Here is a 25,926-nt window from a genome sequence, read left to right as displayed (position 1 = left end):
ATGCACCGATCGCCTCCTCGCCACCGGCGAACGGCCTATTGACACCCTTCAGTCCTTCCGCTCCCTGAGGCGTCCGCACCCGTTATGGCGTGCCGGTGAGCCTGCCCATCACGACGTACATCTGCTGCGAGGTCAGCGGGGCGGGTGGTGCCGGGCGGCCGTTCCGCAGCGAGCGGTCCTCGGCGGCGGCCCGGTCCCCGGCCGCGCCACCGGTCAGCACACGATGCTGATCCCGCCGACTCCGCCACCGCCCCGGCCCGTCCGGCGTGGGGTTGTCGGCTCACCCAGGGGCTTTACGTCGCCTCCGGCAGCGCGGCGGTCCCGTTGCCGCCGGCGAAACTGTGGGTGGCGTATCCGCGGTTGTTCGAGTGGCCGCCGTTGCGGTCGCTCAGGCACGCCCTGGAGCGGCTGTCGGTGGCGGTGCTGGTGGCCGGTGCCCTTTTCGAGTTGGGGCGACCGGGCTGCTGAACACGGCTCAGTGGGATCCCTGGCCGTTTTCGTTGTCACGCTGACCACCGTGGGCCAGTCCTTCACTCCGCTGAAGGAGTTCCTGGTGTTCGCGCCGCGTCACCCGGACAAGGGCCCGCAGGCGCTGCCGGTCAACACGACCGCTGCCGCGGCGGCGGCCGACGGGATCACCGCCGAGGGGTACCGCCTGGTGGTGTCCCGGGGGCACAGGGGCTTACGAACCCCTGACGTCCTCGCGCCGAGAGATCCGCCACCGGGTGCGCGCTTCTACGGTCGGTGGCATGTTGATTCTGGTCACTGGGGGTGCGGGTTTCATCGGCTCGCACATCGTTACCGCCTTCATCGCCGCGGGGCACGAGGTGCGCGTCCTCGACGCGCTGCTTCCCGCCGCACACCGCACTGCCCCGCCGGTCCCCGACGGGGTGGACTGGCGGCACGCCGATGTCCGCGATGGGGAAGCCGTGGCCGATGCCCTGCGGGGCGCCGATGCCGTCTGCCACCAGGCCGCGATGGTCGGTCTCGGCAAGGACCTGACCGACGCGCCGGACTACGTGAGCTGCAACGACCTCGGCACCGCCGTGCTGCTGGCCGGTATGGCCGGATCCGGGGTGCGCCGTCTGGTGCTGGCGAGTTCGATGGTGGTCTACGGCGAGGGGCGGTACGAGTGCTCGCGCCACGGCACCGTACGGCCCGGGCCGCGCCGCGTGGCGGACCTGGAGGCGGGACACTTCGAGCCTCCGTGCCCCGGCTGCGGTGAGCCGCTGACCGCCGCCCTGGTGGGGGAGGGCGCCCCGGCCGATCCGCGCAACGTGTACGCGGCCACCAAGCTGGCACAGGAGCACCTGGCCGCCGCGTGGGCGCGGGCTGCCGGCGGGCGGGTCGCCGCCCTGCGGTATCACAACGTGTACGGCCCCGGGATGCCGCGGGACACCCCCTACGCGGGTGTCGCCTCCCTCTTCCGGTCCGCGCTCGCGCGCGGCGAGGCGCCGCGTGTCTTCGAGGACGGTGGGCAACGGCGGGACTTCGTTCATGTCCGGGACGTCGCCGACGCCAACCTCGCGGCGCTGGACGGCCTGGAGGGTCTGCCGGAGGGCGGCTCGCGGGCGTACAACGTCGGCAGTGGAGAGCCGCACACCGTGGGCGAGATGGCCGCCGGGCTGGCCGCGGCGTACGGCGGGCCGGCGCCGGTCGTCACGGGGGAGTACCGGCTGGGCGACGTACGCCACATCACCGCCTCCTCGCAGCGGCTGCGCGCCGAGCTGGGCTGGAAGCCGCAGGTCGCCTTCGCCGAAGGGATGGCGGAGTTCGCGGCGGCGCCGCTGCGGGCGGGGTGATCCCGTCCGGTCCCGCTGCGACAGCGCCAGGGCCGGCCCGGTCTTCTGTCGCCGACCCGGTCCCGAGCCCTCGGCTTCCGGGATCGCCGGCCGTCTCAGACCGCCGCGGGCAGGTGCACCTCGAACCGGCAGCCGCCCGGGACGTTGTGCACCGCCGCGCGCCCTTGGTGGGCCTCTACGATGCCGCGCACGATGGCCAGACCGAGCCCCGCCCCGGCCGGTGGGGTGCGGGCGTGGGTGCCGCGCCAGCCGGTGTCGAAGACCCGGGGCAGGTCCTCCGGCGGAATCCCACCGCAGCCGTCGGTCACCGACAGCACCACCCGGTCCGCCTCGCGGTGGGCCGAGACGGCGACGGTGCCGTCGGCGGGTGTGCGGCGGATCGCGTTGACCAGCAGGTTGGCCAGGACGCGGGACATCTCGCGGCCGTCGACCTCCACCGGCAGGGGTTCGACCCCATCGCCCACGAGCTGTACGCCGTGTTCTTGGGCCAAGGCGTCGACGCCGGCGATGGCGTCGCCGACGAGGTCGTAGACCGACATCCGGGCAGGGGACAGGGCGAGCACGCCGGCCTGGATGCGGGAGAGTTCGAACAGGTCGCTCACCATGGCGCTCATCCGCCCGACTTCCGCACGGATGCGGGCGTGGTAGTCGCGGGGGTCGTCGACCATGCCGTCCTCGAGGGCTTCGGTCATGGCCTGGAGGCCGGCCAGCGGGGTGCGCAGATCGTGGGAGATCCAGGCGACCAGTTCCCGTCGCGAGGCTTCCAGGGTCCGCTCGCGTTCCCGGGAGGCGGCGAGCTTGGCGCTGGTGGCGGCCAACTGACGGCTCAGCTCGGCAAGTTCGGCCGTCGGGGCGGCGGCGGGCGGGATGAAGCTGCCGTCGTCGCCGAGGGCGCGGGTGGCCTCGGCCAACTCCCGGCTTCCTTTCACGACGCTGCGGCCCAGCAGGAGCGCCACGACGAGCGAGACGACGGTGGCCATGGCGCACACCATCGTCACCACCCACAGGTCGTGGTCGGACAGGAACATCGCCCAGGACACCAGCAGTGTCCCGGCGAGCATCGCCGCCACGGTGACGGCGGCGACCACGGCCAGGGACGCGGCGACGGACCGCTTCCGCAGGGCCCGCAGGGCCACGGCCCCCAGCAGCCCGGCGCCTGCCGCGCCCATCGCCGCGTAGAGCGCGATGAGGAACATGTCACCGATCACGGCCGACCGCGGTTTCCTGTCCGGAGGGAGCGTCGAAACGGTAGCCGAGACCCCACACCGTGCTGATCAGGCGCGGGCGGGCCGGGTCTTCCTCGACCTTCCCGCGCAGGCGCCGCACATGCACGGTGACGGTCGACAGGTCGCCGAACTCCCAGCCCCAGACCCGCCGCATCAACTGTTCCCGGCTCGTGGCCTGCCCGGGATGTCGCATGAAGTACTCCAGCAGGTCGAACTCCCGTATGGTGAGGGCCAGTTCGGTGCCGTCCCGGGTGGCGCGCCGGGCGGTGGGGTCCAGGGCGAGCGGGCCGGCCCGCAGCCACGGCTGGGCCACTTCGGCGAGGGCGGCTGGTGGCGCGCCGGTCCGGCGGAGCACGGACTCCACGCGCAGCACCAGTTCGCGGGGGCTGAAGGGCTTGGTGACGTAGTCGTCCGCACCGACCTCGAGGCCGAGAACGCGGTCCTCCTCGTCGCCGCGCGCGGTGAGCATGATGACCGGGAGTGGTCCGGCCGCCCGGAGGCGGCGGCAGACCTCCAGGCCGTCCATGCCGGGCAGCATCAGGTCCAGCACCACCAGGTCGGGTGGCCGGGCCGAGGCCCGGGCCACGGCGGTGGGGCCGTCGGCGGCCACGTCGACGACGAAGCCCGCCCGGTCCAGATACCCCGCGACGACCTCGGAGACGGTCGGGTCGTCGTCCACGACGAGTACGCGTTTCACATGACCGAGTCTTGCACCGGATCCCGCCGCTGACGGAGGTGGCGAACGACGTCAGCGATCCGTAAGGATGCGATATCCCTTATGTCTGTTATGTGTTCGTAGGGTGAGGGAGGTGACCAAGACACCCCCTTCTTCCGTGGACGTCGTGCTGCCCTGCCTCGACGAAGCCGAGGCCCTGCCCTGGGTGCTGGAACGGATCCCACCCGGCTGGCGCGCGATCGTCGTCGACAACGGCTCCACCGACGGTTCCGCCGACATCGCCCGCGATCTGGGCGCGTACGTGGTCCTGGAGCCGCGGCGCGGCTTCGGCGCCGCGTGCCACGCGGGTCTCGCCGTCGCCACGGCCGACGTGGTCTGCTTCTGCGACTGCGACGCCTCCCTCGACCCCGGGACGCTGCCGACCGTTTCCGGACCCGTCCTCGACGGCGTCGCGGATCTGGTCCTGGGCCGCCGCAGGCCCACCGCCCGCGGAGCCTGGCCCGCTCACGCCCGGCTGGCCAATCTGGAGCTCGCCCGTCTCGTCCGTCGCCGCACCGGCGTACGCCTGCGCGACCTGGGCCCCATGCGCGCCGCCCGCAGGGAAGCGCTGCTGACCCTCGGCCTGACCGACCGGCGCTCCGGCTATCCGCTGCAGATGGTGGTCCGCGCCGCCGACGCCGGCTGGCGGGTGGCGGAGACCGACGTGCCCTACCACCCTCGTACGGGCCGCTCGAAGGTCACCGGCACCTGGCGCGGCACCTGGCAGGCCGTGCGGGACATGCGGGCCGTCCTCGCCGAGCAGCCGACCGCTGCCGCGGCCGTCGGCGCGAGCCTCGCGGGAGACGGCCGATGAGCGTCCCCGCCACGGCGGCGGACGCGGTCACCCTCCTGGTCATCGCGAAGGAGCCGGTCCCCGGGCGGGTCAAGACCCGGCTCACCCCGCCCTACACCCCGCAGGAGGCGGCGGCCCTGGCCGACGCCGCTCTGACCGACACGCTCCACGCGATGCTCCGGACCCCCGCGCGGCGCCGGACGCTGGTGCTCGACGGAAACCCGGGTCCCTGGCTGCCGCACGGCTTCGAGGTCGTGCCCCAGGTGTCCGGCGGCCTCGACGAGCGGATCGCCGCCGCCTTCGAGCTCTGTGACGGTCCGGCGCTGCTGCTCGGCATGGACACTCCGCAGGTCACCCCGGACCTCCTGGTCGGTGTCGGCCGCGACGGGAGTGACGCCTGGTTCGGCCCCGCGGCCGACGGCGGCTTCTGGGCCCTGGGCTTCGCCGACCCGGCCGGTGCCGGGTCGCTCGTCCGGGGTGTCCCGATGTCCACCGACCACACCGGGAACGTCCAGCGCCGAAGACTTGCCGAGGCCGGCCTCACGGTCGGTGACCTGGCGCTGCTGCGCGACGTGGACACCGCGGCGGACGCCGCCTCGGTGGCCGCCTGCTGCCCGCCCCGGTCCCGCTTCGCCGCCACCGTGGCCTCGCTCGCGGAGACGGTCCGGTGAGCGGCGCGGCACACGGGACGCGCACCGCCGTCGCCGGACGGACCGAGCCGGCGGAGCGACCTCCGGCGGAAGAGAACTTCCCGCCCGTCACGCTCGCTTCCCCGTCCCGCGCACCGGTGCGTCGCGCCGACCGGTCCACCGCCGTCGAGCCCGGGGAGCCCTGGACGAACGACCCGTACGATCGTGCCCTGCGCGCCGGCCGCGGCCCGCTGTACCTGCGCCGACTGACACCCCACGCCCACGGCGCGGCCGAACTGCTGCCCCTGGACGTGGAACGCTTCTGCGCCGCGCCCGACGCCGCCGACACGGGCATACTGAGCCGCTGCACCGGGCCCGTCCTGGACATCGGCTGCGGACCAGGACGAATGGTGGCCGCCCTGGCCGCCCGGGGGATACCGGCGCTCGGAGTGGACCTCAGCCCTGCCGCTGTCGCCCGGACACGCCGCCTGGGCGGAACCGCCCTGCGGCGGTCCGTCTTCGACCGGCTGCCGAGCGAGGGCCGCTGGGAGACGGCCCTGCTGATGGACGGCAACATCGGCATCGGCGGCGACCCGGCGGCCCTGCTCGCCCGCCTGCGTGACCTTCTGCGACCCGGCGGGTGTCTGCTGGCCGAAGCCTCCCCCCAGGAGGTGGACGAACGCCTCATGGCTCGCGTCGAGGACGCGGAAGGCAGCCACGGCCGCCCTTTCCCCTGGGCCCGCGCCGGCACCACCGCCCTGCTGCGCGCCGCCCGCGCCACGGGCTGGATCCCCACCGGCCGGTGGACCGCCGACGACCGGCCCTTCCTGCGACTTCACCGTCCGACCACCGGGCCCGGCGCCACGAACCCCACGCCTGACGGACGGGCGGACCGCTCATGACCGGCACCGCCGCCCCGCACCGGCAGGACCCCGAAACCTCCCCCGCGCCCCCGTCCTCGGTCCGTTCCACACAACCGACGGGACACGGGGCCCGAACCCGCGTCGCTGTCACCGCCCTCCTCCTGGCCGCCCTCGCGGCGGTCGTCGCGGGCACCCTCCGGGCAGGCGACGACCACAGCGCCCCCGGCCGGCTGCTGGCGGGATACGCCGTCGCGTGGACCCTGTTCGCCGCCGCCGTGTGGACCGTGCGGAAAGTCCCCGCCCGCGCAGCGACCGCCCTCGTGCTGACAGGTTCGGCCGTCATCGCCCTGGCGGGGCTCACCACGCAGCCGCGCACCAGCACCGACATGTACCGCTACGCCTGGGACGGCCGCGTCCAGGCCGCCGGAATCTCCCCCTACGCCTACCCACCCGCCGCGCCCCGACTGACCCGCCTGCGCGACGACTGGCTGTTCCCCCCACGAGAAGCCTGTAAGGGATGGGGGATCGCCCGCCCCGGCAACGGCCTCTGCGCCCGCATCAACCGGCCTACCGTACCCACGATCTACCCCCCTCTCGCCGAGGGCTGGTATCTCGCCGTTCATGCGGTGTCCCCTCCGGACAGCCGCCACAAGCCGCTCCAGATCGGCGGCGCCGTCCTGGCCTTCGGCACCACCGCCGCCCTGCTCCGCGTTCTGCGTCGGCGCGGTGATCCGCGGCAGGCCCCCGCCAGGGCCGCCCTGTGGGCCTGGTGCCCGGCCGTCGCCCTCGAAGCGGTCAACAACGCGCACATCGACACGCTCGGCGTCCTGTTCACCGTGCTCGCGCTCGGCACCGCCGCCGCGGGGACCCGACGTGGCGCGCTGCTCGGTGCCGCGATCGCCGTCAAGGTCCTTCCGGTCCTGGCCCTGCCGGGAGCCCTGGCCGGGCAGCGCGGCCCGGCCCGCGTCCTGCGCGTTGTCACGGGCAGCGTCGCCGCCGTCGCTCTCGCCTACCTGCCCTACGTCGTCGCCTCCGGCGCGAAGGTGCTGGGCTACCTGCCCGGCTATCTCCGGGAGGAGGGCTACGACACCGGCCACGTGCGCCGCTTCGCCCTGCTGCGCCTGCTGTTGCCGGATGCCGCCGCGGGCGCGACCGCGGCCGTACTGCTCGCGTTGATCGGTCTGGCCGTATGGTGGCGCGGCGATCCGGCCCGCCCGTGGCGCGGCGCCCTGCTGCTCACCGGCACGGCCCTGCTTCTCTTCTCCCCGAGCTATCCCTGGTACTCCCTGCTCGTGGTCGCCTTCGTCGCCATGGACGGCCGCTGGGAATGGCTGACCGTGACCCTCGCCGGCACCACCCTCTACCTGGGCGACCGGCTCCTGCCCGGCTTCCCCCTCCAGGCATGGGCCTACGGCACCGCGGCGATCGTCATCGCCGCCGGTGCGTGCCTGCGGTCCAGTAAGGCACGTCGATTCCTCAGGCATGCTCAGGAGGGCGCGAGGGGAGAGGGGGCCGAAGGCAGCGCCGGAGGCCGCCGAGCCGGGGCCCCCGGGCGGCGAGGCGGCGTCCACCACGGAACAGGAAGAAGCGACGTCCCTGACCGCCCCCGGCGGTGAGGAGGATGCGGCAGCGCGAGCCGGTGCGGGAAACCACCACCACCGTGCCGGACGCCGGGACGGGGGCGAGCAGGGCGCTGCGGGGAAGGCCGCCGCGGAGGCGGGAGAGCCGCTCCTGGGGGGAGAAGGAAGTGGAGGAACGCCAGGCCGGTCCTTCTTCAACCGGTTGCTGCGGAGCCGAGCGGCCTGCCGGCCCGCGTACCCGGCCGGGCAGGCCGCCGAAGCCCGGCGGGTGGCGAGGTGGCCGACGCCAAACCTTGCCCCCGGGGGCAAGGTCAAGGGCCGGTCGGGCCGGCATCGGCGACCCAGCGGTCGGCGAGTCGACCGCGCGCCAGGTGTCGCAGCTCCTCTCCGGCCTCACCGGATCGCTCCTGCCTGGACGCGGCAACCCCGTCGACGCCGGCTCCTCTTGCCTGAGTCACGCGGAGCGCCCCACGTAACGGACCAGCCACGTGAGCATGGCGTCGAGGTCATGGGCGGCCGAGAGGACCTTGCCGACGGCTTCCGGGGTGTGCAGCCAGTCGTCGCAGCCGAGGGGGCGGGCAGCGATCAGTGAGCGGTGGCGCAGCAAGTCCGTACGAGAGTGGCCGGACGGATATCCCCGCGGGACCCGTTTCATCACGTCCCCGGAGATGTCGTAGCCCTTCTTTCTCAAGTCCTCGATGATGGCGGCGAGCTCGCGGCCGCTGCCCTCGGCGGCGACGCCTTTGCGGAACGTGGCGACCTGGCCGGGGTCCGGATACCACCAGGCGCCCTGGACCCGCAGGCCGTCCAGGTCGAACCGCAGACCGATCTCGATCTTGCGGCCGAGACGGATCACCGCGCCCTGATGCTGCCACCACCAGGAGTTCGTGCGGTAGTGCCAAACGGAGAAGTCCTCGTACCGGGGATCGGCGTCTGCCACATCATTCAGCAGTGCGATCATCGGCTGCCGGACCAGACGTTCGCGATCCGCGCGGTACTGCTCACGCACTGCGTGTGAGGGCTCGCCCTGCAGGTGCAGCAACACGTCCATGGCTCGCTCTGGCCAGCCGGTGAATCCTTTGCTCATGCGGGGCACGATAAAGCCAGAGCGTCGACCTGACAGGGTTGGATACAGAGCAGGGGGCTGGGTCGCCTCGGCCGGGGTCGCGACAGGGGCGTCGGAGTGGCGATTCCGGGGGCGTAATGTGGCAGAAGGTGTCGCATGAGGCACTGCCCGCGAAGAGAGCAGTGCCCTTTTGGGCCGAGTTGGTCTCCCATGAGCTGGGTTCTGGCCGCCTCGCTCGTAGTGCGTACGTCGACGGGACCGGCCGGCCGAAGCTGAGAGGTGCTGCCCGCCCCGCCCCGCCCCGCGCCCGCGCTCGGGCGCGGGGCGGGGCGCGGGACGCGACTGCGGCCCCGCTTCCCGCCCCGCGCTCAAGTCCGCGGTGGCGCGGTGCTCGCCCGCACCACGAATTCCACCGGCGGGAGCTCGGCAGCCTGGAACTTTCCTCCCTCGGTGAGCGAAACCAGTGCCTGCGCGGCGATGCGCCCCCAGGTCAGCACATCCTGGCGCACCGTCGTCAGCGGCGGCGCGATGCAGTCGGCCAGCGGGATGTCGTCGAAGCCCACCACCGACAGGTCCTCGGGGACCCGCAGCCCGCGGCTGGTCGCGGCGGTGATCCCGGCGATGGCCATCAGGTCGTTGGCGTACACGATGGCGGTCGGTGGCCGGTCCAGGTCCAGCAGCCGATGCGTGGCCTGGGCGCCGGCCGCACCGGTGAAGTCCGCCGCCACGGGCGGGATCTCGGGCAGACCGGCATCCGCCAGGGCACCGCGCCAGGCGTCGCACCGGGCCTCGGTGTGCACATACCCCGCGGCGCCGCAGACGTGTCCGATCCACCGGTGGCCGAGCGAGCGCAGATGGCTGACCGCACGCCGCACCCCGCTGCCGTCGTCGACCCCGATGGCCGGCACCCGGCCGCCGTGCTGCGGTGGTCCCACGATCAGTGCGCTGATGCCCAGCTCCGTCATGAGTGCGGGCCGCGGGTCGTCGGTGCGCAGATCGGTGAGGAACACGCCGTCGACCCGACCGTCACGGGCCAGCCGCTCATACGCTTGCCGTTCGGTTTCCTCATCGGGGACGACCTGCAGCACGAGCGCGTAGCCGAGCGGCGCGAGGCCGGTCTCGATGCCGGCGACGAACTGGGGGAAGAACGGGTCGGTACTCAGCAGTTCCGGCGGTCGGCGCATCACCAGGCCGAGGGTCTGGGACCGCTTGGTGGAGAGCGCTCGGGCGCCGGCGTTGGGCTGCCAGCCCAGCTGGTCGATCGCCTCCAGGACCCGCCGGCGCGCCTGCGGGCTGACCCCGGGGCGGTCGTTGATGACGAAGGAGACCGTCGCCTTGGACACCTGGGCCAGCGCGGCGACATCACCGATCGTCGGCCGACTGCCCCCGCCCCGGCGTGGCGGGCGAGACGTCGCCCGGCGGGAAGCGTCCGCCGATCCACCCGGTTTGTCCTGGCCCCGCACCATACCGCCTCGCCTTCCAGTGATTCGGGACGTACGGCTCCTGGGTGGCAGAACTGGGCCACCCGGGTCACCGAAACCTTTCGCACCCGTCCTTGACGCTTAGATATTAAACCGGTTTGATGACGCTCGTAACCCCGCGGTGATCATTCTGACGGGGCGGGCCGGCAGCGACGGGAAGGGAGTCGCTTCGGACCCTCAACCACCCGCATGGAAGGGAGTTGGGCGCAATGAGGTGTTTGCCGCGCGTATCGGTGCTGGCCGCCGCCGCAGCGCTTGTCCTGCCATTGTCCGCCTGCGGTTCGGGCGACGCCGACAGCGGCAAGCCGACCTCGGGACCGATCGACATCTGGTACTCGACGAACGAGCAGGAGCAGGTCTGGGCCAAGGCCACAGTGGCTGCCTGGAACGCCGATCACCCCAAGGAGAAGGTCACCGCCAAAGCGGTTCCGTCGGGCAAGTCCACCGAAGACGTCATCGGGGCCGCGATCACCGCGGGCAACACCCCGTGCCTCGTCTACAACACCGCTCCGGCGGCGGTCGCCGCATTCCAGAAGCAGGGCGGCCTGGTGAATCTCTCGGACACCTTCGGCGATGCCGAGTCCTTCATCAAGAAGCGCTCCGGCGGTGCCGCGGACGGCTTCCGTTCCCCGGACGGCAAGCTGTATCAAGTGCCCTGGAAAACAAACCCGTTCATGCTCTATTACAACAAGGACGTCTTCAAAAAGGCCGGCCTGGACGCCGAGAATCCAAAGCTGAGCACGTACGACGATGTGCTGGCCGCGGCGAAGAAGATCAAGAGCAGTAAGGCGGCGAAGTTCACCCTGTATCCGCCGGCGACCAGTGACTACACCAATGCGCTGTTCGACTTCTATCCGCTGTACCTGGCCAACTCCGGCGGCACGCAACTGGTGAAGGACAAGAAGGCCACCTTCACGTCCGATGCCGGACGGCAGACCCTCGGCTTCTGGCAGCAGATGTACGCCAACGGCTACTCGTCCCCGGAGGCGTACAGCGGCGACATGTGGGCGGGCCCGTTCGCCGACGGGGTGGCCGCCATGGGCATCGCCGGGCCGTGGGGCAAGGGACAGTTCGACGGCAAGGTGAAGTACGGCGTGGTGCCGCTGCCCACGGCCGAGGGGATACCCGCCGACAGGACATCGACGTTCGCGGACTCCAAGAACGTCGGTCTGTTCACCTCGTGCAAGCACAAGCGGACCGCCTGGGAATTCACCAAGTTCTCGATGAGCGCGAAGAACGACGCGGCACTGCTGGAGAAGACGGGGCAGTTCCCCACTCGCGGTGACGTGGCCGCCATCGCGGGCGGCTACCTCAAGGACAATCCCTTCTACCAGCCCTTCGCCGACGCGGTGCCGCGGGCGGTGGACGTGCCGAACATCGCCGGCTCGACCCAGGTGTGGAAGACGTTCCGCACAGCCTGGGAAGACGCGGTGCTGCCCGGGAAGGGCGATGTGAAGTCGACCTTCGACAAGGCCGCGCAGCAGATCGACGACCAGATCGCCGGCTGACGAGGCACACCATGAAATCACTCCGCGACAGCCGCGACGGAACCCAGGCCGCAGGTGATCCGCCCCGCGGCGGGCACCCCCGGCCATCGCCCGGCCACGCACCGCGGGCAGCCGCGCCCGAACGCCGTGTCCCGGGTCGCCGGCCCGGCGCCTCGCGGCTCGAGCGCTGGCTGGGCAACAACCCGCTCGGGCTCGTCCTGACCGCGCCGTACACCGCCTACGTCCTGGTCGTGTTCATCATCCCGTTCGGGGTCGGCGTATGGATGGCCTTCCACGACTACTTCTTCACCGCGCCCGGCGTCTCCGTGCCGCACCCGTTCGTCGGATTCGACAACTTCACCGAGGTCCTCGGCGAGGAGAAGACCCAGCGCGCCTTCGCCAACCTCGGGTTGTTCATGGCGATCAACATTCCGCTGACCGTGGTGCTGGCGCTCGCGCTGGCGTCGGCACTGAATGCCGCGACTCACTGGCGCGGATTCTTCCGGGTGGCGTACTACGTGCCGTACGTGACGGCCTCGGTCGCCACGCTGGCGGTCTGGCTGTTTCTGTTCAATGGCTCCGGTGCCGTCAACAACGTCCTCGGCCCCTGGGCCCCGGACCCGTCCTGGCTGGCGAACAAGCACCTGGTGATGCCGCTCATCGCCGTCTACGTCACCTGGAAGCAGCTCGGGTTCTACATCCTGCTCTACCTTGCCGCGCTACAGAACGTGCCCAAGGAGCTGCACGAGGCGGCACTGACCGACGGAGCCGGGCGCCGGCAGGCGTTCCGGGCCGTCACCCTGCCGGCCGTCCGGCCCGTTACCTCGCTCGTCATCCTGCTGTCGATCATCACTGCCGGGCAGATCTTCACCGAGCCGTTCCTGCTCACCGGCGGCGGCCCGAGCGGCGCCTCGCTCACCCCCGCGCTGCTGGTCTACCAGCGGGGCATCGAGGAGGGCGAGCCGGATGCCGCGGCAGCCATCGGACTGATTCTCGTCACCGGCGTGCTCATCATCGCGACCGTCGCCCGGCGCGTCATGGAGAGGGACTGATATGGCCCGCATCCCGCGCATCGCCCGCATCCTGCGCTACGCCACGCTCGGCCTCGGCGCCGTCGCCGCGCTGCTGCCGTTCTACTACATGCTCATCGGGGCGCTGCAGAAGAAGCGCGACACCGGCCTCGGCGGCCTGCTGCCGAAGCCCGGCAACCTGACCCTGGACAACCTCGCCGGTATCGACGACTCGTTCAGCCTGCTGGGCGCCCTGGCCAACTCGCTGATCATGACGGCCGGGGTGGTGGCCTGCACGCTGGTCTTCGGCCTGCTGGCCGGCTACGCCCTGGCGATCCTGCGCTTCCGCGGCCGCGGCCTGGTGTTCGCGCTCGTCCTGCTGGTCCAGGCGATCCCGTTCCAGCTGCTGATGATCCCGCTGTACGTGATGGTGGTGCGTTACTTCGGCCTCGCCGACAGCTACGCCGGAATGATCCTGCCGTTCGCCATCAACTCCGTCGCCGTGCTCATCTTCCGCCAGTACTTCCTCCAGATCCCGCGCGAGATCTTCGACGCGGCGCGTATGGACGGAGCGAGTGAGCTGCGCATCCTGCGCTCTGTGGCGGTGCCACTGGTGCGCCCGGCGATTCTCACAGCCATGCTGGTGACCTTCATCGGCCCGTGGAACGAGTTCCTCTGGCCGTTCCTGGTGACCAAGGACCAGGGGATGCAGCCCCTCGCGGTCAGCCTGGCGAACTTCTCGCAGGCCAATTCCACCTTCCAGGCCAATCCCATGGGTGCTGTGCTCGCCGGTGCCTGCGTGCTGGCGGTGCCGGCCGCCGTCCTCTTTCTGCTCTTCCAGCGCCACTTCACCTCCGCCAACCTCGGATCCGCGATCAAAGGCTAGGTATGACCCAGCTCAACACCGAAAGCGCGCTCCCGTACGCACTGAGCCGGGTCGGCGTGCTCATGAACGCCGACCCCAGCGACCCCCTGGAGGCCGAGGGCGTCCTCAATCCGGCCACCGCCTGGGGACCCGACGGCGAGCTCTATCTTTTCCCCCGCATGGTCGCGGCAGGCAATGTCTCCCGGATCGGCCGCGCCCGTGTCGTGATCCAAGACGGCGTACCGGTCGGCGTCGAGCGCCAGGGCGTGGTGCTGTCCCCGGACGAAGGCTTCGAGCGGGGTGCGCACAATGCCGGTGTGGAGGACCCCCGCATCACCTTCATCCGCGACCTGGGCGTGCACGTCATGACGTACGTCGCCTACGGGCCGCTCGGCCCGCGGCCCGCGCTGGCCGTGTCCACGGACACGATCAGCTGGCGCCGTCTGGGCCCCCTGCATTTCACGTATCAGCCGCACCTGTCCACCGACTTGAACTTCTTCCCCAATAAGGACCTCGTCTTCTTCCCCGAGATCGTGCCCGGCCCCGACGGCCGTGCGAGCTTCGCGATGCTGCACCGGCCGATGTGGGACCTGGACTGGCTGCGCCCGGGGGAGGGCGCCCCGGCCCCGGCCGGGGTGGCCGACGGCCGCCCGTCGATCTGGATCGCGTACGTGGACGCCGAGGCGGCCCGCCGCGATCTGTCGGCGCTGACCTCGCTGCGGCACTCCGCTCCGGTGGCCGCTCCGGAGATGCCGTTCGAGGTGGCGAAGATCGGTGCGGGTCCGCCGCCGCTGCGGGTGCCCGAGGGCTGGCTGCTCATCCACCACGGGGTGACCGGCCCGGTCGCGAGGGGCTTCGAGCTCAGCCATGGCGCGGTCTACCGGGCCGGGGGCATGCTGCTGGACCCGGACAATCCGGCGCGGGTGCTGGCACGCTCGCAGGAGCCGTGGCTGTCTCCGGAGACCCGTGAGGAGACGGTAGGAACGCTTGGCAACGTTGTCTTCCCGACGGCGGTCGAGCGCATCGCGGGGACCGTCTATGTGTTCTACGGGATGGCGGACAGCGCGATCGGCGTAGCCGCCCTGGAGCGGACCGCCGACTGACGCCTCTGACCTGAACCGGCTTGCGGGCGACGGCGAGAAGCCGTCGGCCGCAAGCCGGTCTACGTCTGCGCTTCGCGTCACCTGAGGGGCTGTGTCACCGTCTTGCCGAGGTTCGGGCCGGCGCCCAGCGGGAAGGCGGCGCGACGGGTGCGGCCGGGTGCGGCAAGGGTGACGGAGACCGTCAGGCCGGGCTGGTCGGGGTTGGCGACGCTCACCACGGCGGAGCCACCGTCCTCGTTGAGCATGATGATGGCCGGCTGATCGACCCGCAGCGTGCGACCTGATCCCAGGTCGAGGGAGCCCGCGGCATGGAAGGTCGCCATCGTCAGCCGCAGCCGCGGGTGGCGGACTGCTTGGACCTGCTCGTCGTTGCGCAGGATCTTGACGACCGGCCTGGCCGCATAGGAGCGGACCTTTTCGGGTGTCGCGCCGGGCAGGAGGACGTAGGCGTACGTGGCTCCGTCCGGGCTGATTCCGTGGTCAAAGAAGAGGGTGAAGGCATTCCGCTTCACTGGATCACGGTCGAGCCAGCTCCCGGTCTGCTCCTTGTTCGAGACCTTCAACGGCCCGCCCTCCGGGAAGACGTAGCCGATCTCGTCGTTGTACGCCCATGAGGCGCCGGTGGCAGCCGAATCGGTCCCCGGGCGTACGGCCTTGCCGCCGACGGAGGCATTGGACCGGGCAGCTCCCTGATTGACGGTCGTATGGACGGCGTACTGCGAGGTGGAACTGATCCCGGCGCCGAGCGCGACCATCTCGTCGTCGAAGTAGAAGTAGCTCTTGCGCCCGGTGGTCGAGAACCGGTCCAGGGTGAAGACGCTCGCCCCGTAGCGCCCGTCGGAGACGCCGCCGGTGAAACTGCCGCGGTTGGCGGGGCTCGACTGCGTCGTCACCTTGGTGTAAGGCGCGGTGACACCCGGGTAGTGGAACCAGTCGAAGGCGGGTACGAGGTCGTCGTACTCCCGGTTCGTGACCTGGATCGAGGTGGCTCCCGCCGCGTTCCAGTCGATCTCGTTGCCGACTTGGGGCCGGAAGGTGGAGCGGTACTCGCTGCCCTTCATACGGGGGGAATTGACCCTGGTGAAGATTCCATACGCCTCCCGCAGATGCGAGGAGAACTCCGAGCGCCAGAAATACTTATGCCCGATGACGCCGTTCCCCCGGCGCTTCCCGCGGATATTGTCGGCAAGCCGCTGATATGCCGCCGAGTTTCTCTCATCGGCCCGAACCATCCGGTCGAGCGGCTCGAGGAAGTCGGCCGCGTAACTCGTGATGCCGTCAATGGTGTTGGGGGGACGGTACCCGAGGTACATCATCCCGATCTCCCCGCGGATCAGCCAGCGGGTCCCGTCGAGGATGTAGAAGGCGATGGCGTCGATGTCCTCGGGCGAGAAGGCGAAGCTGGTGCCGCGCGCGACATCGGCCCAGGCCGCGACGATGGTGAACAGGGCCATGCCGTAGCCCTCGCTGTAGAGCTGCGCCCCATGCGCCCAGAAGGACGAGTCCACCTGCACGGCCTCGGTGACCTTACCGCTGCTGTCGACGGCGACCGTCTGCGACATGGTGGCGTAACCCTGCTCGATGTCGGCGGTCGCGTGCTTCGCGACGACCTCATAGAGGTAGTTCTCGGTCCTCCAGGAGCCGTTCGCCCCGACCGGGTCCAGGCGGCCGGTGTTGTGGGCGTACGTCACCTCCCGCGCCTCGCTGCTGAGCTCGTCACCGACGAAGATCGACACTCGGCCCATGGCCATCGACTTGCCGATCTCGACTTCCCACCAGTTCGTGCTGGTCGGTTTGACACTGTCCCAGTAGAGAAGCGCGCGGTTCAGAGCCTCGATCAGCTCTGGCTTGCCGTAGCCCGCGGCATTCGGGTCACGGTAGGCATGAGCCATCGCGATCATGCGGTACAGCGCGTGGTAGGGCGACCAGACCCGGCCGTTGGCGGAACTGGTGGTGTCACCGTAGTCCACATTGGGCCACGAGCCGTCGGCGCGCAGGGACTCGACATAGGCCAGGGCCTCGGACGTACGGGCGAGGAAGATGCCGTTGGCGATTCTCACCTGGTCACCTTGGGCAAGAAACCGCTGTTGCAGGCGTCCGATGATGAGCTGAATGTCATCCGTCGCCGCTTGACTCCCACTGGCTTCGGCAGCCCGAGCGAGAGCCGGCACTGACAGCGTCAGTCCGGCGACACCGGCGGCGAGCCCGAGGCCCCCGAGTAGGACGCGACGTCGATCGGGCATGGGGGCCACTCCATTTTCCGTCATGCGGACTCCTTTGGGCGCACCCAGATCCTGACAACGTTGCCGTGGGGGCGTGCGTCGGTTGACGAGGCCTTCCGGGTGCCGATTCGGTCATGGCTTCGGCTTGGTGCACACCGATTCCTAAACCGGTTTGAAAGTGACCCGTAAACAGTTACCGGCTACGCCCTGGGTACGTCAACAGTCGCGACGCGGGGTGAGCGAGGGCCGAGGGCCTCTGGGGTGCCGGGGGTCAGCCTGTGTGCACTGGGGGGATCCGGGATGTGCGTTCGTCGCCGAGGAGGGCGGCGAGCAGGTCGATCTGCCGGGGGGTTGACGTCGTTGCCCACGAAGACGAGTTCGTCGAGTCCGGCTGCGTCGTAGGCGGCGATGGTCGCGCGGATCTGGTCGGGGGTGGTGGCCGCCGTGTCGATGACGTGCCGGACGCAGTCGGGGCCGGCGAAGGCGTAGTAGTCGCTGACGGCGCGAGCGAGCGATGTGTGGGCGTGGTCGCCGAGCACGCTGGTGACCAACCGGATGCGTCCGGTGGCCCCGGCTGCCGCGGCCAACGTGATGTGGATGTGATGCCGCCCGCCCCTGCTGACAGGCGCGCTGCGTCAGCAGCAGGCGAGGCGGACGATCCGCCTGGCCGCGGGCGCGGCCCACCGCGCCTCTGTCGTCCGCTGAGGGTGCTTCCGGCTCGCGACGGGTCAGCTGTTGACCGTGCCGCCGAACTCCTCCGGAACCAAGTCGGCCTGCTCGTCGCCGCTTCCGATCAGGTCGAGGATCGCGTCGGCAACACCCTCGGGCGACTGCGGTTGCAGTCCACTGGAGGCTTCCATCTGCAGCGCGTCCTCGACGCCGCCGCGGACCGTCCCGACGAACTCGGTCTTGGTGATCGACGGGAACATCAACGACACGGCGACGCCGGCGTCTGCGACCTCGGCGCGGGCGATGGCCGAGAGCTTCTGCAGAGCCGCCTTGGATGCGGCATACGCACCGGATCCGGGCAGTGTCGACCAGGTGATGCCAGAGCTCACGTTGACGATGGCTCCCCTTTCCCGCTCGCGCATCCGCGGAAGGACCGCCTGCATCAACACCAGGGGCGCGATGAGATTGAGCTCGAGGAGAGCCCGGAAGTCGACGGGGTCGATGGCGTCAACAGTGGCCTGCAGCCCCTGGCCGGCATTGTTCACCAGCGCATCGATCCGCCCGAACTTCCCGGTCGCTGCGCGTACGGCCGCCTCGACCTGAGTTCGGTCCGTCGCATCGCACGGCACCGCCAGGGCCACGTCCTCGCCCAGTTCCGCAGCGAGCTGCCGGATGCGCTCCTCGCGACGTGCGATGAGCACCACTCGCGCCCCGGCCAGGGAGGCGGCTCGGGCGGTGGCCGCCCCGATGCCCGACGACGCTCCGGTCGCCAGCACGACGGCTCCGTTGATGTCCATGAACGGTTGCTCCTCTGTGGACCGGGGGTTCCCGGAAGAAGCGATGGCTATGGCACCAGATCGTTCGGTAAACTCACCGTCGAATCGACACTATCATGCGATAGCTATCACGCAATAGGGAGGGCGTCGTCACGGTATGAGCGATGTCGAAGCCGCCGGCCTCCACGAGCTGGCCGACCTGATCTTCGCCGTGGGGCGACAGCTGCGGCCCCCGACCGATCCCTCGTTCGAGCCGTGCACGCCGATCGAGATCAGCGTCATGCGGTACATCCACCACCACCCCGGCACCTCGGCGCGTGCCGCGGCGGAGGCGGCCCTGCTGCCGTCGAGCAACTTCAGCCGCGTACTGCGCGGCTTGGAGAAAAGGGGCCTGGTGGACCGCGTGGTGGACAGCAGCAACGCGCGAGGCGTGTGCCTGTACCCCACGGAAAAGGCCCACCAGAATCTGCAATACCTCCGCGACAACTGGGCCCAGGCCCTCCGGGGCATCGTCGACGACCCCGCCACCATCGAGACCGTCAACGCCACACTCCGGCGCATCGAGCACGAACTCATCGCCCGGCGCCGCGGCGCAGACCCTCGGGACTCCCGAGCTGGCTAGGTGTGCTGTCCCGGGACGTTGGTGACACGCGTGCTGGGTGCTTGAACAGGTGAGGGCCTTCTGGGTTCGGTGTGGATTGCGACATCTACGCCCGACCGCAGGAGGCCCTCGCGTCCCACCGTAATGCCCCGCTGACACCGACCGGGAGGCTGCGTCTGGCCCGGTGTGTCGTGGATGACGGCTGGCCGCTGCGGCGGGCCGCGGAACGCTTCCAGGTCAGCCACACCACTGCCGCACGCTGGGCCGGGCGCTACCGGCGGCTGGGCACCGAGGGCATGCACGACCGCTCCAGCCGCCCGCACCACAGCCCGCGCCAGACGCCCACCAGGGTCGAACAGCAGGTCGTGCGGCTGCGGCGCGAGCACCGGATCGGTCCGGTGCGGCTGGCCACCCGCACCGGCATCGCCGCCTCCACCGCCCACCGCATCCTCGTCCGGCACGGCCTGCCCGCTCTGGCCTCCACAGACCGGGCCACCGGCGAGCCCGTCCGCCGCTACGAACGCTCCCGGCCCGGCGAGCTGGTCCACGTCGACGTCAAGAAGCTCGGCCGCATCCCCGACGGCGGCGGTCACAAGGTCCTGGGCCGCGCGGCCGGCCGGGCCAACCAAGACCGCCGCAACGGCACCGGATACGCCTACCTGCACACCGCCCTGGACGACCACTCCCGCCTGGCCTACACCGAGGACCTGCCCGACGAGAAGGCCGCCACCTGCGCAGCCTTCCTACGACGGGCAACCGCCTGGTTCGCCCAGCAAGGCATCGTCATCGAGCGGGTCCTGACCGACAACGCCTGGGCCTACACCAAGACACGCTGCCGGCGGCGCCGGGCGCTCCGTGGCAGAAGGCTCAGCAGGCGGCGCGGTGTTCTGGCCCTGTGCCGGGCTGGGCGCCGCGCCGCGCGCTTTCGACGGTGTCAGCATATTTTGTAGTCGTACCGGCTGCTGTTGTAGGAGCAGGTGTCGACCTTGGTGCCGCTCGCTTTGCGCAGGGTGGCGGTGTCGGCGGTGTTGTTCCACACGTAGGCGCGGCGGTCCTGGTACTTCGTGTAGGTGGTGTCGGATCCGCTGCCGGTCCGCACGGTCACGGTCTTCCCGGCACCGAGGGTGTAGGAGCCGAAGGTGTACCGGTGGTTGCCGGCATCCGAGACGGTCCAGCCCTTGAGGCTGACACCACGCGAGGTGCTGTTCTTGATCTGGACGTACTCCGCGTTCAGGCTCGCGTTGGAGCGGGTGTCCGAGCCGGGCGAGTCATAATAGATCTTGTAGAGGTGCACCGAGCCGGCGGCCTGAGCCTGGGCCGGCAGCAGAGCGAGGCCGGCGGCCGCGGCGACGGCGACAGCGCAGGCGAAAGTACGGGCGTGGGTCATGAGCCCCCCATGATTCGTGCCGGGCACCCCCCTATTGGTCCCGGCGAGGCTGATCACCCTACGGGCGGACACAGACGAAAGAGCCTCTGTTACCGAATTGCGATGCACAGGCACGCGCTGAGCACCATGGTGCCCTGGAGCAAGCCGAAAGATCATGTCGTGAGCCAGATGAGTATGCACCATCGACAGGAAACGCCCAGCTCAGCAGCCTGATCGGGAGACCGGCACCCTTCATGCCCGCCGAAGGCCACCCGGCAGTCCGCCGGTGTGGCCTTCGGGGACGCGGGACACTCCTCGCGGGGTATTGATCTCGGTCGTGTGCATGAAATCCAAAAATCGAGCCGCTACGGGCGAGAGATCCTGAGAGCAGCGGTACATCACGCCGGTGACCCTGGTTGCTCCCGGAGAGTCCACGGGCACCGCGACGAGATCATCCAGAGCGAAACCCTGCAACTCAAAGGCCGGCAGAGCTGCCACGCCCACGCCGGCCCTCAGCAGCCCGCGGATTGTCGCCGCGCTACAGGCATTGAAGTGGGGGCTCACCGAGACCGAGTACCTGTTGAACGCAGCGTCGGTGATCGCTCGGATGCTGGTTCCGGGCCGCGTTGCGACCACGGTCTCACCGTTGAAGTCCGCCCACGAGATGGAACTCCGCGCCGACCAAGGATGGCTGTGGTGCGCGACGCCGTAGAACTGTTCCCGCAGGAGTGGTGTGAAGCACAAGCCGTCCGGCAGGTCACCGTGGGCGGTCAGGCCGAGTTCGACAGTCCCACCTACGAGGCGTTCGGCAACTTCATCCGCGGCCCCGTCGATGATGTCGAACTCCACCTCGGGGTGATCCAGCATGAAGCCGCGCATCATGTCCGGCAGCACAGCCGCTGCGAGCGATGGAAGCGCGGCTACAGCGATGGTTCCGGACTGGGCCGCTACGTAGGACATGAAGCGGCTCAGTCGCATGTCGATGTCGTCGAGGACGGCGCCCGTCATGAGGAGAAAGGCATGCCCCGCGGCCGTCATGTCGAGCTGCCGAGTGGTTCGGTCGAACAACCGCACCCGCAGGAGACGCTCGACTTCCTTGATCCTTCTGCTGAGGACCGACTGGGAGATGTGCTCTGCTGCGGCTGCCTTCGTGAAACTGCCGGATGCGGCGAGTGTCCGGACTGCGCGAAGCTGCTGCAGCGTCAGGTCAGGCACCGGCATGGCTCCACCTTTTGCCGTACATTCGGGTGGACGCAACAACGGCTGACGGCCACGGCAGGCACGGGATACGACCACCTGGTCGCTGATCAACACGTGGAGTGCCATCAGAAGGGTGTTCGGTTCTTCGCTCACACATCAAGCTGAACGCCCTCCTCCCACGCCTGCGGACCGATCTCACCTCACGCGATCTCCACGTGATCAACCACCTAGTTCGGCCTCGAGCGCACATGGTTCGCGATCGCCACGTCGTCGTTCGCGCCGTACATGTCGTCGATCAACGCTGCGAACGAACTCACGACGGCATTGCGCTTGATCTTGCCGTTCGCAGTCCGCTCGCCGCGCTCGGCTTCCAGGGACCGCGGCAGAACGCGAAAGTCCTTCAACTGCTCTACCCGCGCGAGGTCCGCGTTGACCCGTGCGACCTCCGCTCGCAGGCGTTCGGCCAGCACCTCTGCCGACCGAGCGCCTGCGGTTGTGCTCGGCTCGAGCAGGACGGTGAGGTACTTGCGGGCGTCGCCGACGACGATCGCTTCGTTGATCAGCGAACTCTCCTTCAGTCGGGTTTCGATGGGCTGAGGATGGATCGTTTTGCCGCCTCGGGTGATGATCACGTCCTTCTTCCGGCCGATGAGCCGGATGTCCCCCTGGGGTGTGCGCTCCATCAGGTCACCGGTGCGGAACCAGCCATCCTCGAAAACAGCCTCGGTCTCCGCCGGGTTGCGCCAGTATCCGGCGAAGAGCAACGGCGCGCGGAGCAGCATTTCGCCGTCGTCCGCGACTTTCACCTGGAACCGTGGGTCCGGGAATTCCCTGCCGATGAAGCCCGGACGAGGGAACGGCTGGTCGAAATGGGCTATGGGACACCCGGCGGTCTCGGTGAGACCGTAGTTCTCGCGAAGATCGAGCCCCCAGATCTGCCAAATCGCGATGACGCTTTCGGGCATCGCGGCAGACGCGGTGTAGGCAACCCGGATGCGATCCATTCCGGCGGTTGCCCGCAGTGGCAAGAACACCCAACGAAGCGCGGCAGCGTACGCGATCCGCAACAGTACCGAGGGCCGGCGACGGGACCAGCGGCGTTCGGCCACCCTGCGGCCGGCCCACATGGCGGCGTCATAGGCGTAGCGCCGAAGTCGCGGCCAGGCCTCCGTCTGTGAGATCAGTTCGCCGGCGATCTTCTCGTAGAACCGCGGCGGCCAGAGCACTGCCGTCGGCCGCACCAAGCGCAGCACATCTTCGTAGTCACCAATGCGGCAGTACGTGACCACCAGCCGTGAGAGCAGCGGCGCGAACACCGACACCAGCGCCGGCGCCACGTGGGCCAGCGGCAGGAAGCCCACGACGTCGTGCTCGTGGCTGAGGATCTGCGGGTAGAGGCCGATGAACGTCTGAACCGAGTGCTGCAGCGTGCGGTGCGAGTGCGTGACGCCTTTCGGGACTCCCGTGGAACCCGACGTGTAGAACAGCACGGCGGCATCGTCGAGGGATCCGCCGGCGACCAACGCGGACAGAGGATCGGCGCTGTCGTCGGCGTACTGTGTTCCTTCTTCGCACAGCGCTTCCCACGTGGTCCCTTTGATCACCTCGGGTAGCTCCGGCGGAGGGGCCTCGATTCCGACCACGAGCCGCAGCTTCGGTGTGTGTGCGGCGACCTCCGCCACCTTGCCGAGTTCCGTCGTCGTCTCGCCGATGAAGGCGACGGCCTCGCTGTGTTCGAGGAGTTGCTCGATCTCGGCAGGTGAGTTGGTCGGATAGACGCCGATCACGGCCCCGCCGACGCTCTGCACGGCCAGCGCGGCGAACACCCACTCCGGGCGTGCGCTGCTCATCACCGCCACGCGATCGCCGTGCCGCACACCGTGCGCGACAAGGCCGAGCGCGAGATCTCGCACCCGATCCCGGTACGTCCGCCACGTGATCGTCTGCATCACCCCGTCACGCCAGTAGCGCAGCGCGACGGCGTCGGGTTCCCTGTTCGCGCGATCGAGCAGCAGCCCCGGTAGCGTCCGGGTCGGCTCGAAATTGGTCAGATCCATGACAAGGCCTCTCTTCCAGAGCCGACCAGCCCAGGCCCGATGAGATTCATGCGGCGCTCTCCCCGAGGTGCAGGAAGTCACCTCGGTACCACGTCACCGGCTTGCCGCTGCCTGTCCGCGCGTCGTGTACGCGGCCGATGAGGATGACGTGATCTCCGCCGGGTACGGCTTGCTCCAGTTCGCAATGGATGACTGCCGCAGCATCGGGCAGTAGTGGGTGACCGCTCTCGTTGAATTCGAAGGATCCGTACGCGAACTTGTCTTCACCTTTTGTCGCGAACTTGATCGCCAACTCGGCGTGCGCGGGAGTCACGATGTTGACGATGAACCGCTCGGCCGCCATGAAGACGGGCGAGCAGTCCGCTCCTCGGTCCAGGCACACCAGGACGAGCGGCGGATCGAGCGACAGCGCCGCGAAGGAACTCGCGGTGAACCCGTGCAGCGTCCCTGACGCGCTTCGCGTCGTCACGATCGTCACGCCTGAAGGGAAGCGCGCCAACGCCGAGCGGAAGGCGGCCGGGTCCAGCCCCTGAAGTCGATCAACCATGAAATCCCTCGCGGGCGGCTCGGGCGGCAGGGTCGAGGAAGACTGTGCGCGCGTCGGCGACCGTGACGCGGAGCTGCTCTTCGACCGGCCAACTGGAAGTTCCTGAGTGAAGGGCCCGTTTCAGCGCCGCGAACACGGCAGGTGGTTTCGCCGCTGCCGCCCGCGCGTCCGCCATCGCGATCGCGAGCAGGTCGTCCTGCTCGACCACCTGGTCGACGATGCCCATCGTCTTTGCGTCGAACGCGTCGAGGGGCTCTCCGCTCAGCAGGAGGCGCCGGGCCGCGCGGTCGCCCAGGACCTCGCGCACTCGAGTGATCCCCTTCACGGCCGGCAGCATCCCGTGGTTGATCTCGGGGAAGACGAAACGTGCCTCGGTCGACGCGTACACCCTGTCGGCGAACAGCGCCATTTCGATGCCACCACCGACGCACCAGCCGTTGACCGCACACACCAGCGGCCGGGCGAAGTCCTCCAGCGCGCAGAGCAGCGCGTGAAACGACGCCATCCGCTCGACCATCGAATCGGCCCCGAAGCCGACGGCTTCCTTGATGTCGCCACCGGCGCAGAAGAAGCGCTCACCAGCTCCCGTCAAGACCACCGCGGGGGTGCGGGGGCCGCCGGCAAGGGTTTCCAGCGTCATTGTCAGCTCGCTGACGAGCGAGTTGCTGAGCGCGTTCGCCGGCGGGTGGTTCAGGGTGAGTACCACCACGCCGTCCACCTCGTCGGACACCTGCACAGCGCTGGGCGCTGTGCTGTGCGAGGCAATGCTCATGCTCGCCTTCCCTCAGTTCGCCGGTCCGCCGGCGGCGCGGGCGGAGGGGAAGTCCACGGGGCGCTTCTCCCGGAATGCCTGGCGTGCTTCGGCGTAGTCGGCACCGGCGAAGTCGAGGATCTCGAGTGCCGCGGACAGCTCGTGCTGAGGCACCGCGTTGGTGAGCCAGGCGTTGAGCGCACGCTTGGTGAAACGGAGCGCCTGCTGGGGACCGCGGGCCAGCTGGGAGGCGACCTCCAGGGCGCGGGGCAGCACCTGCTCGCGGGGAACGGACAGGCTCACGAGCCCGATCCGCTCGGCCTCGGCACCCGTCAGCTTCTCGGAGGTGAGCACGTAGTACTTGGTCTTGGCCATGCCGACAAGCAACGGCCAGATGAGGGCCGCGTGGTCGCCGGCGGTCACGCCGACCTTGGTGTGGCCTTCTATCAGCACCGCGTCGTCCGCGGCGATGCTGATGTCGGCGAGAAGCGCGGTCGACAGCCCGTAGCCGACCGCGGGACCGTTGATCGCGGAGATGATCGGCTTCTCGATGCGCAACATCGTCGCCACTCGCTTGCGTTCGGTCTCCAGCATCGCGAGCGCGTCCTGGGGCGTGGGATCGGGCTGAGCGACGTCCATCCCGGTACAGAAGGCTTTGCCGGCCCCGGTGATGACGACGACCCGGGTCTGGTCGTCGCGCTCCACGTCGGCCCAGATCTGGTTCATCTCCTCGAACATCGGCAGGGTGAGCGAGTTGTACCGGTCGGGCCGGTTGATCGTGATCAGGAGGACGCCGTTGTCCTTGCGTTCGACGAGGATGTCACCCGTGCCGTGCTGGTAGAGGTCGCTCATCGAACCGTCTCCTTCTGCGCGAGGTTGTGCGTGTCGTTGAACTGGCGGAGTGCTTCTTGGTGGGCGGGGCGTGCGGCTCGGATGTCGGCGAGTACGTCGTCGGCGGGGCGGACGACGTTGCGGGGGTTTTTGAAGTGGGGGATCACGTACTTGCCGAAGAGTTCGATGGAGCGCATGAGTTGGTGGTGGGGGAGGCTGTCGACGCGTAGGACGAGGGCGTCGACGCCCATGTCGGCGTATCGCTGTACGTGTTCGATGCAGTGGT

Annotated in this window: 24 protein-coding genes and 3 pseudogenes; 12 read left to right on the top strand and 15 right to left on the bottom strand. The window is 69.8% G+C overall.

Annotation, left to right across the window (positions count from 1 at the left end):
• Positions 1-82 precede the first annotated feature (82 nt).
• Entirely contained in the window at positions 83-220 is a 138-nt protein-coding gene (locus ABFY07_RS29170; RefSeq protein ID WP_346177363.1) for a hypothetical protein, read from the bottom strand.
• Positions 221-252: 32 nt separating this feature from the next.
• Between ABFY07_RS29170 and ABFY07_RS29165 the strand changes: the two are divergent.
• Positions 253-667, top strand: a pseudogene (locus ABFY07_RS29165) (hypothetical protein); the annotation flags it as partial.
• Positions 668-749: 82 nt separating this feature from the next.
• A complete protein-coding gene (locus ABFY07_RS29160) occupies positions 750-1,802 on the top strand; it encodes an NAD-dependent epimerase/dehydratase family protein (protein ID WP_346177362.1) in 1,053 nt (350 codons plus the stop codon).
• A gap of 95 nt (positions 1,803-1,897) precedes the next feature.
• On the opposite strand, the gene ABFY07_RS29155 is transcribed toward ABFY07_RS29160, so the two are convergent.
• Together ABFY07_RS29155 and ABFY07_RS29150 are read right to left on the bottom strand one after the other, a co-directional pair.
• Positions 1,898-2,998 (bottom strand): sensor histidine kinase, encoded by a 1,101-nt coding sequence (locus ABFY07_RS29155; RefSeq protein ID WP_428837031.1) that lies wholly within the window; start codon positions 2,996-2,998, stop codon positions 1,898-1,900.
• 1 nt (position 2,999) lies between these two features.
• Positions 3,000-3,725: a response regulator transcription factor gene (locus ABFY07_RS29150; protein ID WP_346177360.1), complete on the bottom strand. Its 726-nt coding sequence runs from the start codon at positions 3,723-3,725 to the stop codon at positions 3,000-3,002.
• Positions 3,726-3,828: 103 nt separating this feature from the next.
• Between ABFY07_RS29150 and ABFY07_RS29145 the strand changes: the two genes are divergently transcribed.
• Genes ABFY07_RS29145 through ABFY07_RS29130 form a run of 4 tightly spaced genes read left to right on the top strand, consistent with a single transcriptional unit; the run spans position 3,829 to position 7,644 of the window.
• Complete coding sequence (locus ABFY07_RS29145; RefSeq protein ID WP_428837028.1) at positions 3,829-4,557, top strand: glycosyltransferase family 2 protein; 729 nt, start codon at positions 3,829-3,831, stop codon at positions 4,555-4,557.
• Positions 4,554-5,207, top strand: a complete 654-nt coding sequence (locus ABFY07_RS29140; protein ID WP_346177358.1) for a TIGR04282 family arsenosugar biosynthesis glycosyltransferase — start codon at positions 4,554-4,556, stop codon at positions 5,205-5,207. Before ABFY07_RS29145 ends, ABFY07_RS29140 begins: the two co-directional genes overlap by 4 nt.
• Positions 5,204-6,067, top strand: coding sequence for a methyltransferase domain-containing protein (locus tag ABFY07_RS29135; protein WP_428837027.1), 864 nt, complete (start codon positions 5,204-5,206; stop codon positions 6,065-6,067). The genes ABFY07_RS29140 and ABFY07_RS29135 overlap by 4 nt, the downstream gene beginning before the upstream one ends.
• Complete coding sequence (locus ABFY07_RS29130) at positions 6,064-7,644, top strand: glycosyltransferase 87 family protein (protein WP_346177357.1); 1,581 nt, start codon at positions 6,064-6,066, stop codon at positions 7,642-7,644. The genes ABFY07_RS29135 and ABFY07_RS29130 overlap by 4 nt, the downstream gene beginning before the upstream one ends.
• A 418-nt stretch (positions 7,645-8,062) precedes the next feature.
• Here ABFY07_RS29130 and ABFY07_RS29125 read toward each other — a convergent pair whose 3' ends face one another.
• Both ABFY07_RS29125 and ABFY07_RS29120 read right to left on the bottom strand, forming a co-directional pair.
• On the bottom strand, positions 8,063-8,695 hold the full coding sequence (locus tag ABFY07_RS29125) for a DUF2461 family protein (RefSeq protein WP_346177356.1): 633 nt from the start codon (positions 8,693-8,695) through the stop codon (positions 8,063-8,065).
• 347 nt (positions 8,696-9,042) lie between these two features.
• Positions 9,043-10,140, bottom strand: coding sequence for a LacI family DNA-binding transcriptional regulator (locus tag ABFY07_RS29120; protein ID WP_346177355.1), 1,098 nt, complete (start codon positions 10,138-10,140; stop codon positions 9,043-9,045).
• A gap of 248 nt (positions 10,141-10,388) precedes the next feature.
• Between ABFY07_RS29120 and ABFY07_RS29115 the strand changes: the two genes are divergently transcribed.
• From ABFY07_RS29115 to ABFY07_RS29100, 4 genes are read left to right on the top strand one after another with little or no spacing between them, the layout of a single operon-like run.
• Positions 10,389-11,663: an extracellular solute-binding protein gene (locus tag ABFY07_RS29115; protein ID WP_346177354.1), complete on the top strand. Its 1,275-nt coding sequence runs from the start codon at positions 10,389-10,391 to the stop codon at positions 11,661-11,663.
• 11 nt (positions 11,664-11,674) lie between these two features.
• On the top strand, positions 11,675-12,694 hold the full coding sequence (locus ABFY07_RS29110; RefSeq protein WP_346177353.1) for a carbohydrate ABC transporter permease: 1,020 nt from the start codon (positions 11,675-11,677) through the stop codon (positions 12,692-12,694).
• Position 12,695: 1 nt separating this feature from the next.
• Positions 12,696-13,538, top strand: coding sequence for a carbohydrate ABC transporter permease (locus ABFY07_RS29105; RefSeq protein WP_428837026.1), 843 nt, complete (start codon positions 12,696-12,698; stop codon positions 13,536-13,538).
• Between the two features lie 2 nt (positions 13,539-13,540).
• Positions 13,541-14,620 (top strand): glycoside hydrolase family 130 protein, encoded by a 1,080-nt coding sequence (locus ABFY07_RS29100; RefSeq protein WP_346177352.1) that lies wholly within the window; start codon positions 13,541-13,543, stop codon positions 14,618-14,620.
• 77 nt (positions 14,621-14,697) lie between these two features.
• Here the strand turns inward: ABFY07_RS29100 and ABFY07_RS29095 are convergent, their stop codons facing one another.
• The 3 genes from ABFY07_RS29095 to ABFY07_RS29085 all read right to left on the bottom strand — a co-directional run bounded on the left by ABFY07_RS29095 (position 14,698) and on the right by ABFY07_RS29085 (position 18,308).
• Positions 14,698-16,863, bottom strand: coding sequence for a polysaccharide lyase family 8 super-sandwich domain-containing protein (locus ABFY07_RS29095; RefSeq protein ID WP_346177425.1), 2,166 nt, complete (start codon positions 16,861-16,863; stop codon positions 14,698-14,700).
• Between the two features lie 179 nt (positions 16,864-17,042).
• On the bottom strand, positions 17,043-17,429 hold the full coding sequence (locus tag ABFY07_RS29090; RefSeq protein WP_346177351.1) for a hypothetical protein: 387 nt from the start codon (positions 17,427-17,429) through the stop codon (positions 17,043-17,045).
• 141 nt (positions 17,430-17,570) lie between these two features.
• Complete coding sequence (locus ABFY07_RS29085) at positions 17,571-18,308, bottom strand: SDR family oxidoreductase (RefSeq protein WP_346177350.1); 738 nt, start codon at positions 18,306-18,308, stop codon at positions 17,571-17,573.
• 136 nt (positions 18,309-18,444) lie between these two features.
• Here ABFY07_RS29085 and ABFY07_RS29080 point away from each other — a divergent pair, with 136 nt between their 5' ends.
• Complete coding sequence (locus ABFY07_RS29080) at positions 18,445-18,909, top strand: MarR family winged helix-turn-helix transcriptional regulator (RefSeq protein ID WP_346177349.1); 465 nt, start codon at positions 18,445-18,447, stop codon at positions 18,907-18,909.
• Between the two features lie 83 nt (positions 18,910-18,992).
• A pseudogene (locus ABFY07_RS29075) lies at positions 18,993-19,727 on the top strand (IS481 family transposase); the annotation flags it as partial.
• 95 nt (positions 19,728-19,822) lie between these two features.
• Here ABFY07_RS29075 and ABFY07_RS29070 read toward each other — a convergent pair.
• The 7 genes and pseudogenes from ABFY07_RS29070 to ABFY07_RS29040 all read right to left on the bottom strand — a co-directional run.
• Positions 19,823-20,275 (bottom strand): lamin tail domain-containing protein, encoded by a 453-nt coding sequence (locus tag ABFY07_RS29070; RefSeq protein WP_346177348.1) that lies wholly within the window; start codon positions 20,273-20,275, stop codon positions 19,823-19,825.
• A 231-nt stretch (positions 20,276-20,506) separates the two neighbouring features.
• Positions 20,507-21,607, bottom strand: a complete 1,101-nt coding sequence (locus tag ABFY07_RS29065; RefSeq protein ID WP_346177347.1) for a LysR family transcriptional regulator — start codon at positions 21,605-21,607, stop codon at positions 20,507-20,509.
• Between the two features lie 74 nt (positions 21,608-21,681).
• The gene (locus ABFY07_RS29060) at positions 21,682-23,511 is read right to left on the bottom strand and encodes an AMP-dependent synthetase/ligase (RefSeq protein ID WP_346177346.1); all 1,830 of its coding nucleotides are present in this window, start codon (positions 23,509-23,511) and stop codon (positions 21,682-21,684) included.
• A gap of 46 nt (positions 23,512-23,557) precedes the next feature.
• Positions 23,558-24,058 carry a flavin reductase family protein gene (locus tag ABFY07_RS29055; protein ID WP_346177345.1) on the bottom strand — a complete coding sequence of 167 codons (501 nt, stop codon included), beginning with the start codon at positions 24,056-24,058 and terminating at the stop codon, positions 23,558-23,560.
• The gene (locus ABFY07_RS29050) at positions 24,051-24,830 is read right to left on the bottom strand and encodes an enoyl-CoA hydratase/isomerase family protein (RefSeq protein WP_346177344.1); all 780 of its coding nucleotides are present in this window, start codon (positions 24,828-24,830) and stop codon (positions 24,051-24,053) included. Before ABFY07_RS29050 ends, ABFY07_RS29055 begins: the two co-directional genes overlap by 8 nt.
• A gap of 12 nt (positions 24,831-24,842) precedes the next feature.
• Positions 24,843-25,661 (bottom strand): enoyl-CoA hydratase/isomerase family protein, encoded by an 819-nt coding sequence (locus ABFY07_RS29045; protein ID WP_346177343.1) that lies wholly within the window; start codon positions 25,659-25,661, stop codon positions 24,843-24,845.
• Positions 25,658-25,926, bottom strand: a pseudogene (locus ABFY07_RS29040) (hypothetical protein); the annotation flags it as partial. The pseudogene ABFY07_RS29040 and the gene ABFY07_RS29045, both read right to left, overlap by 4 nt.

The organism is Streptomyces sparsogenes subsp. cuspidosporus (genome assembly GCF_039532705.1).
Lineage (GTDB): Bacteria > Actinomycetota > Actinomycetes > Streptomycetales > Streptomycetaceae > Streptomyces > Streptomyces sparsogenes.
The sequence above is the reverse complement of the archived record's forward strand: the minus strand, read 5'-3'. Positions and strand labels throughout refer to the sequence as shown.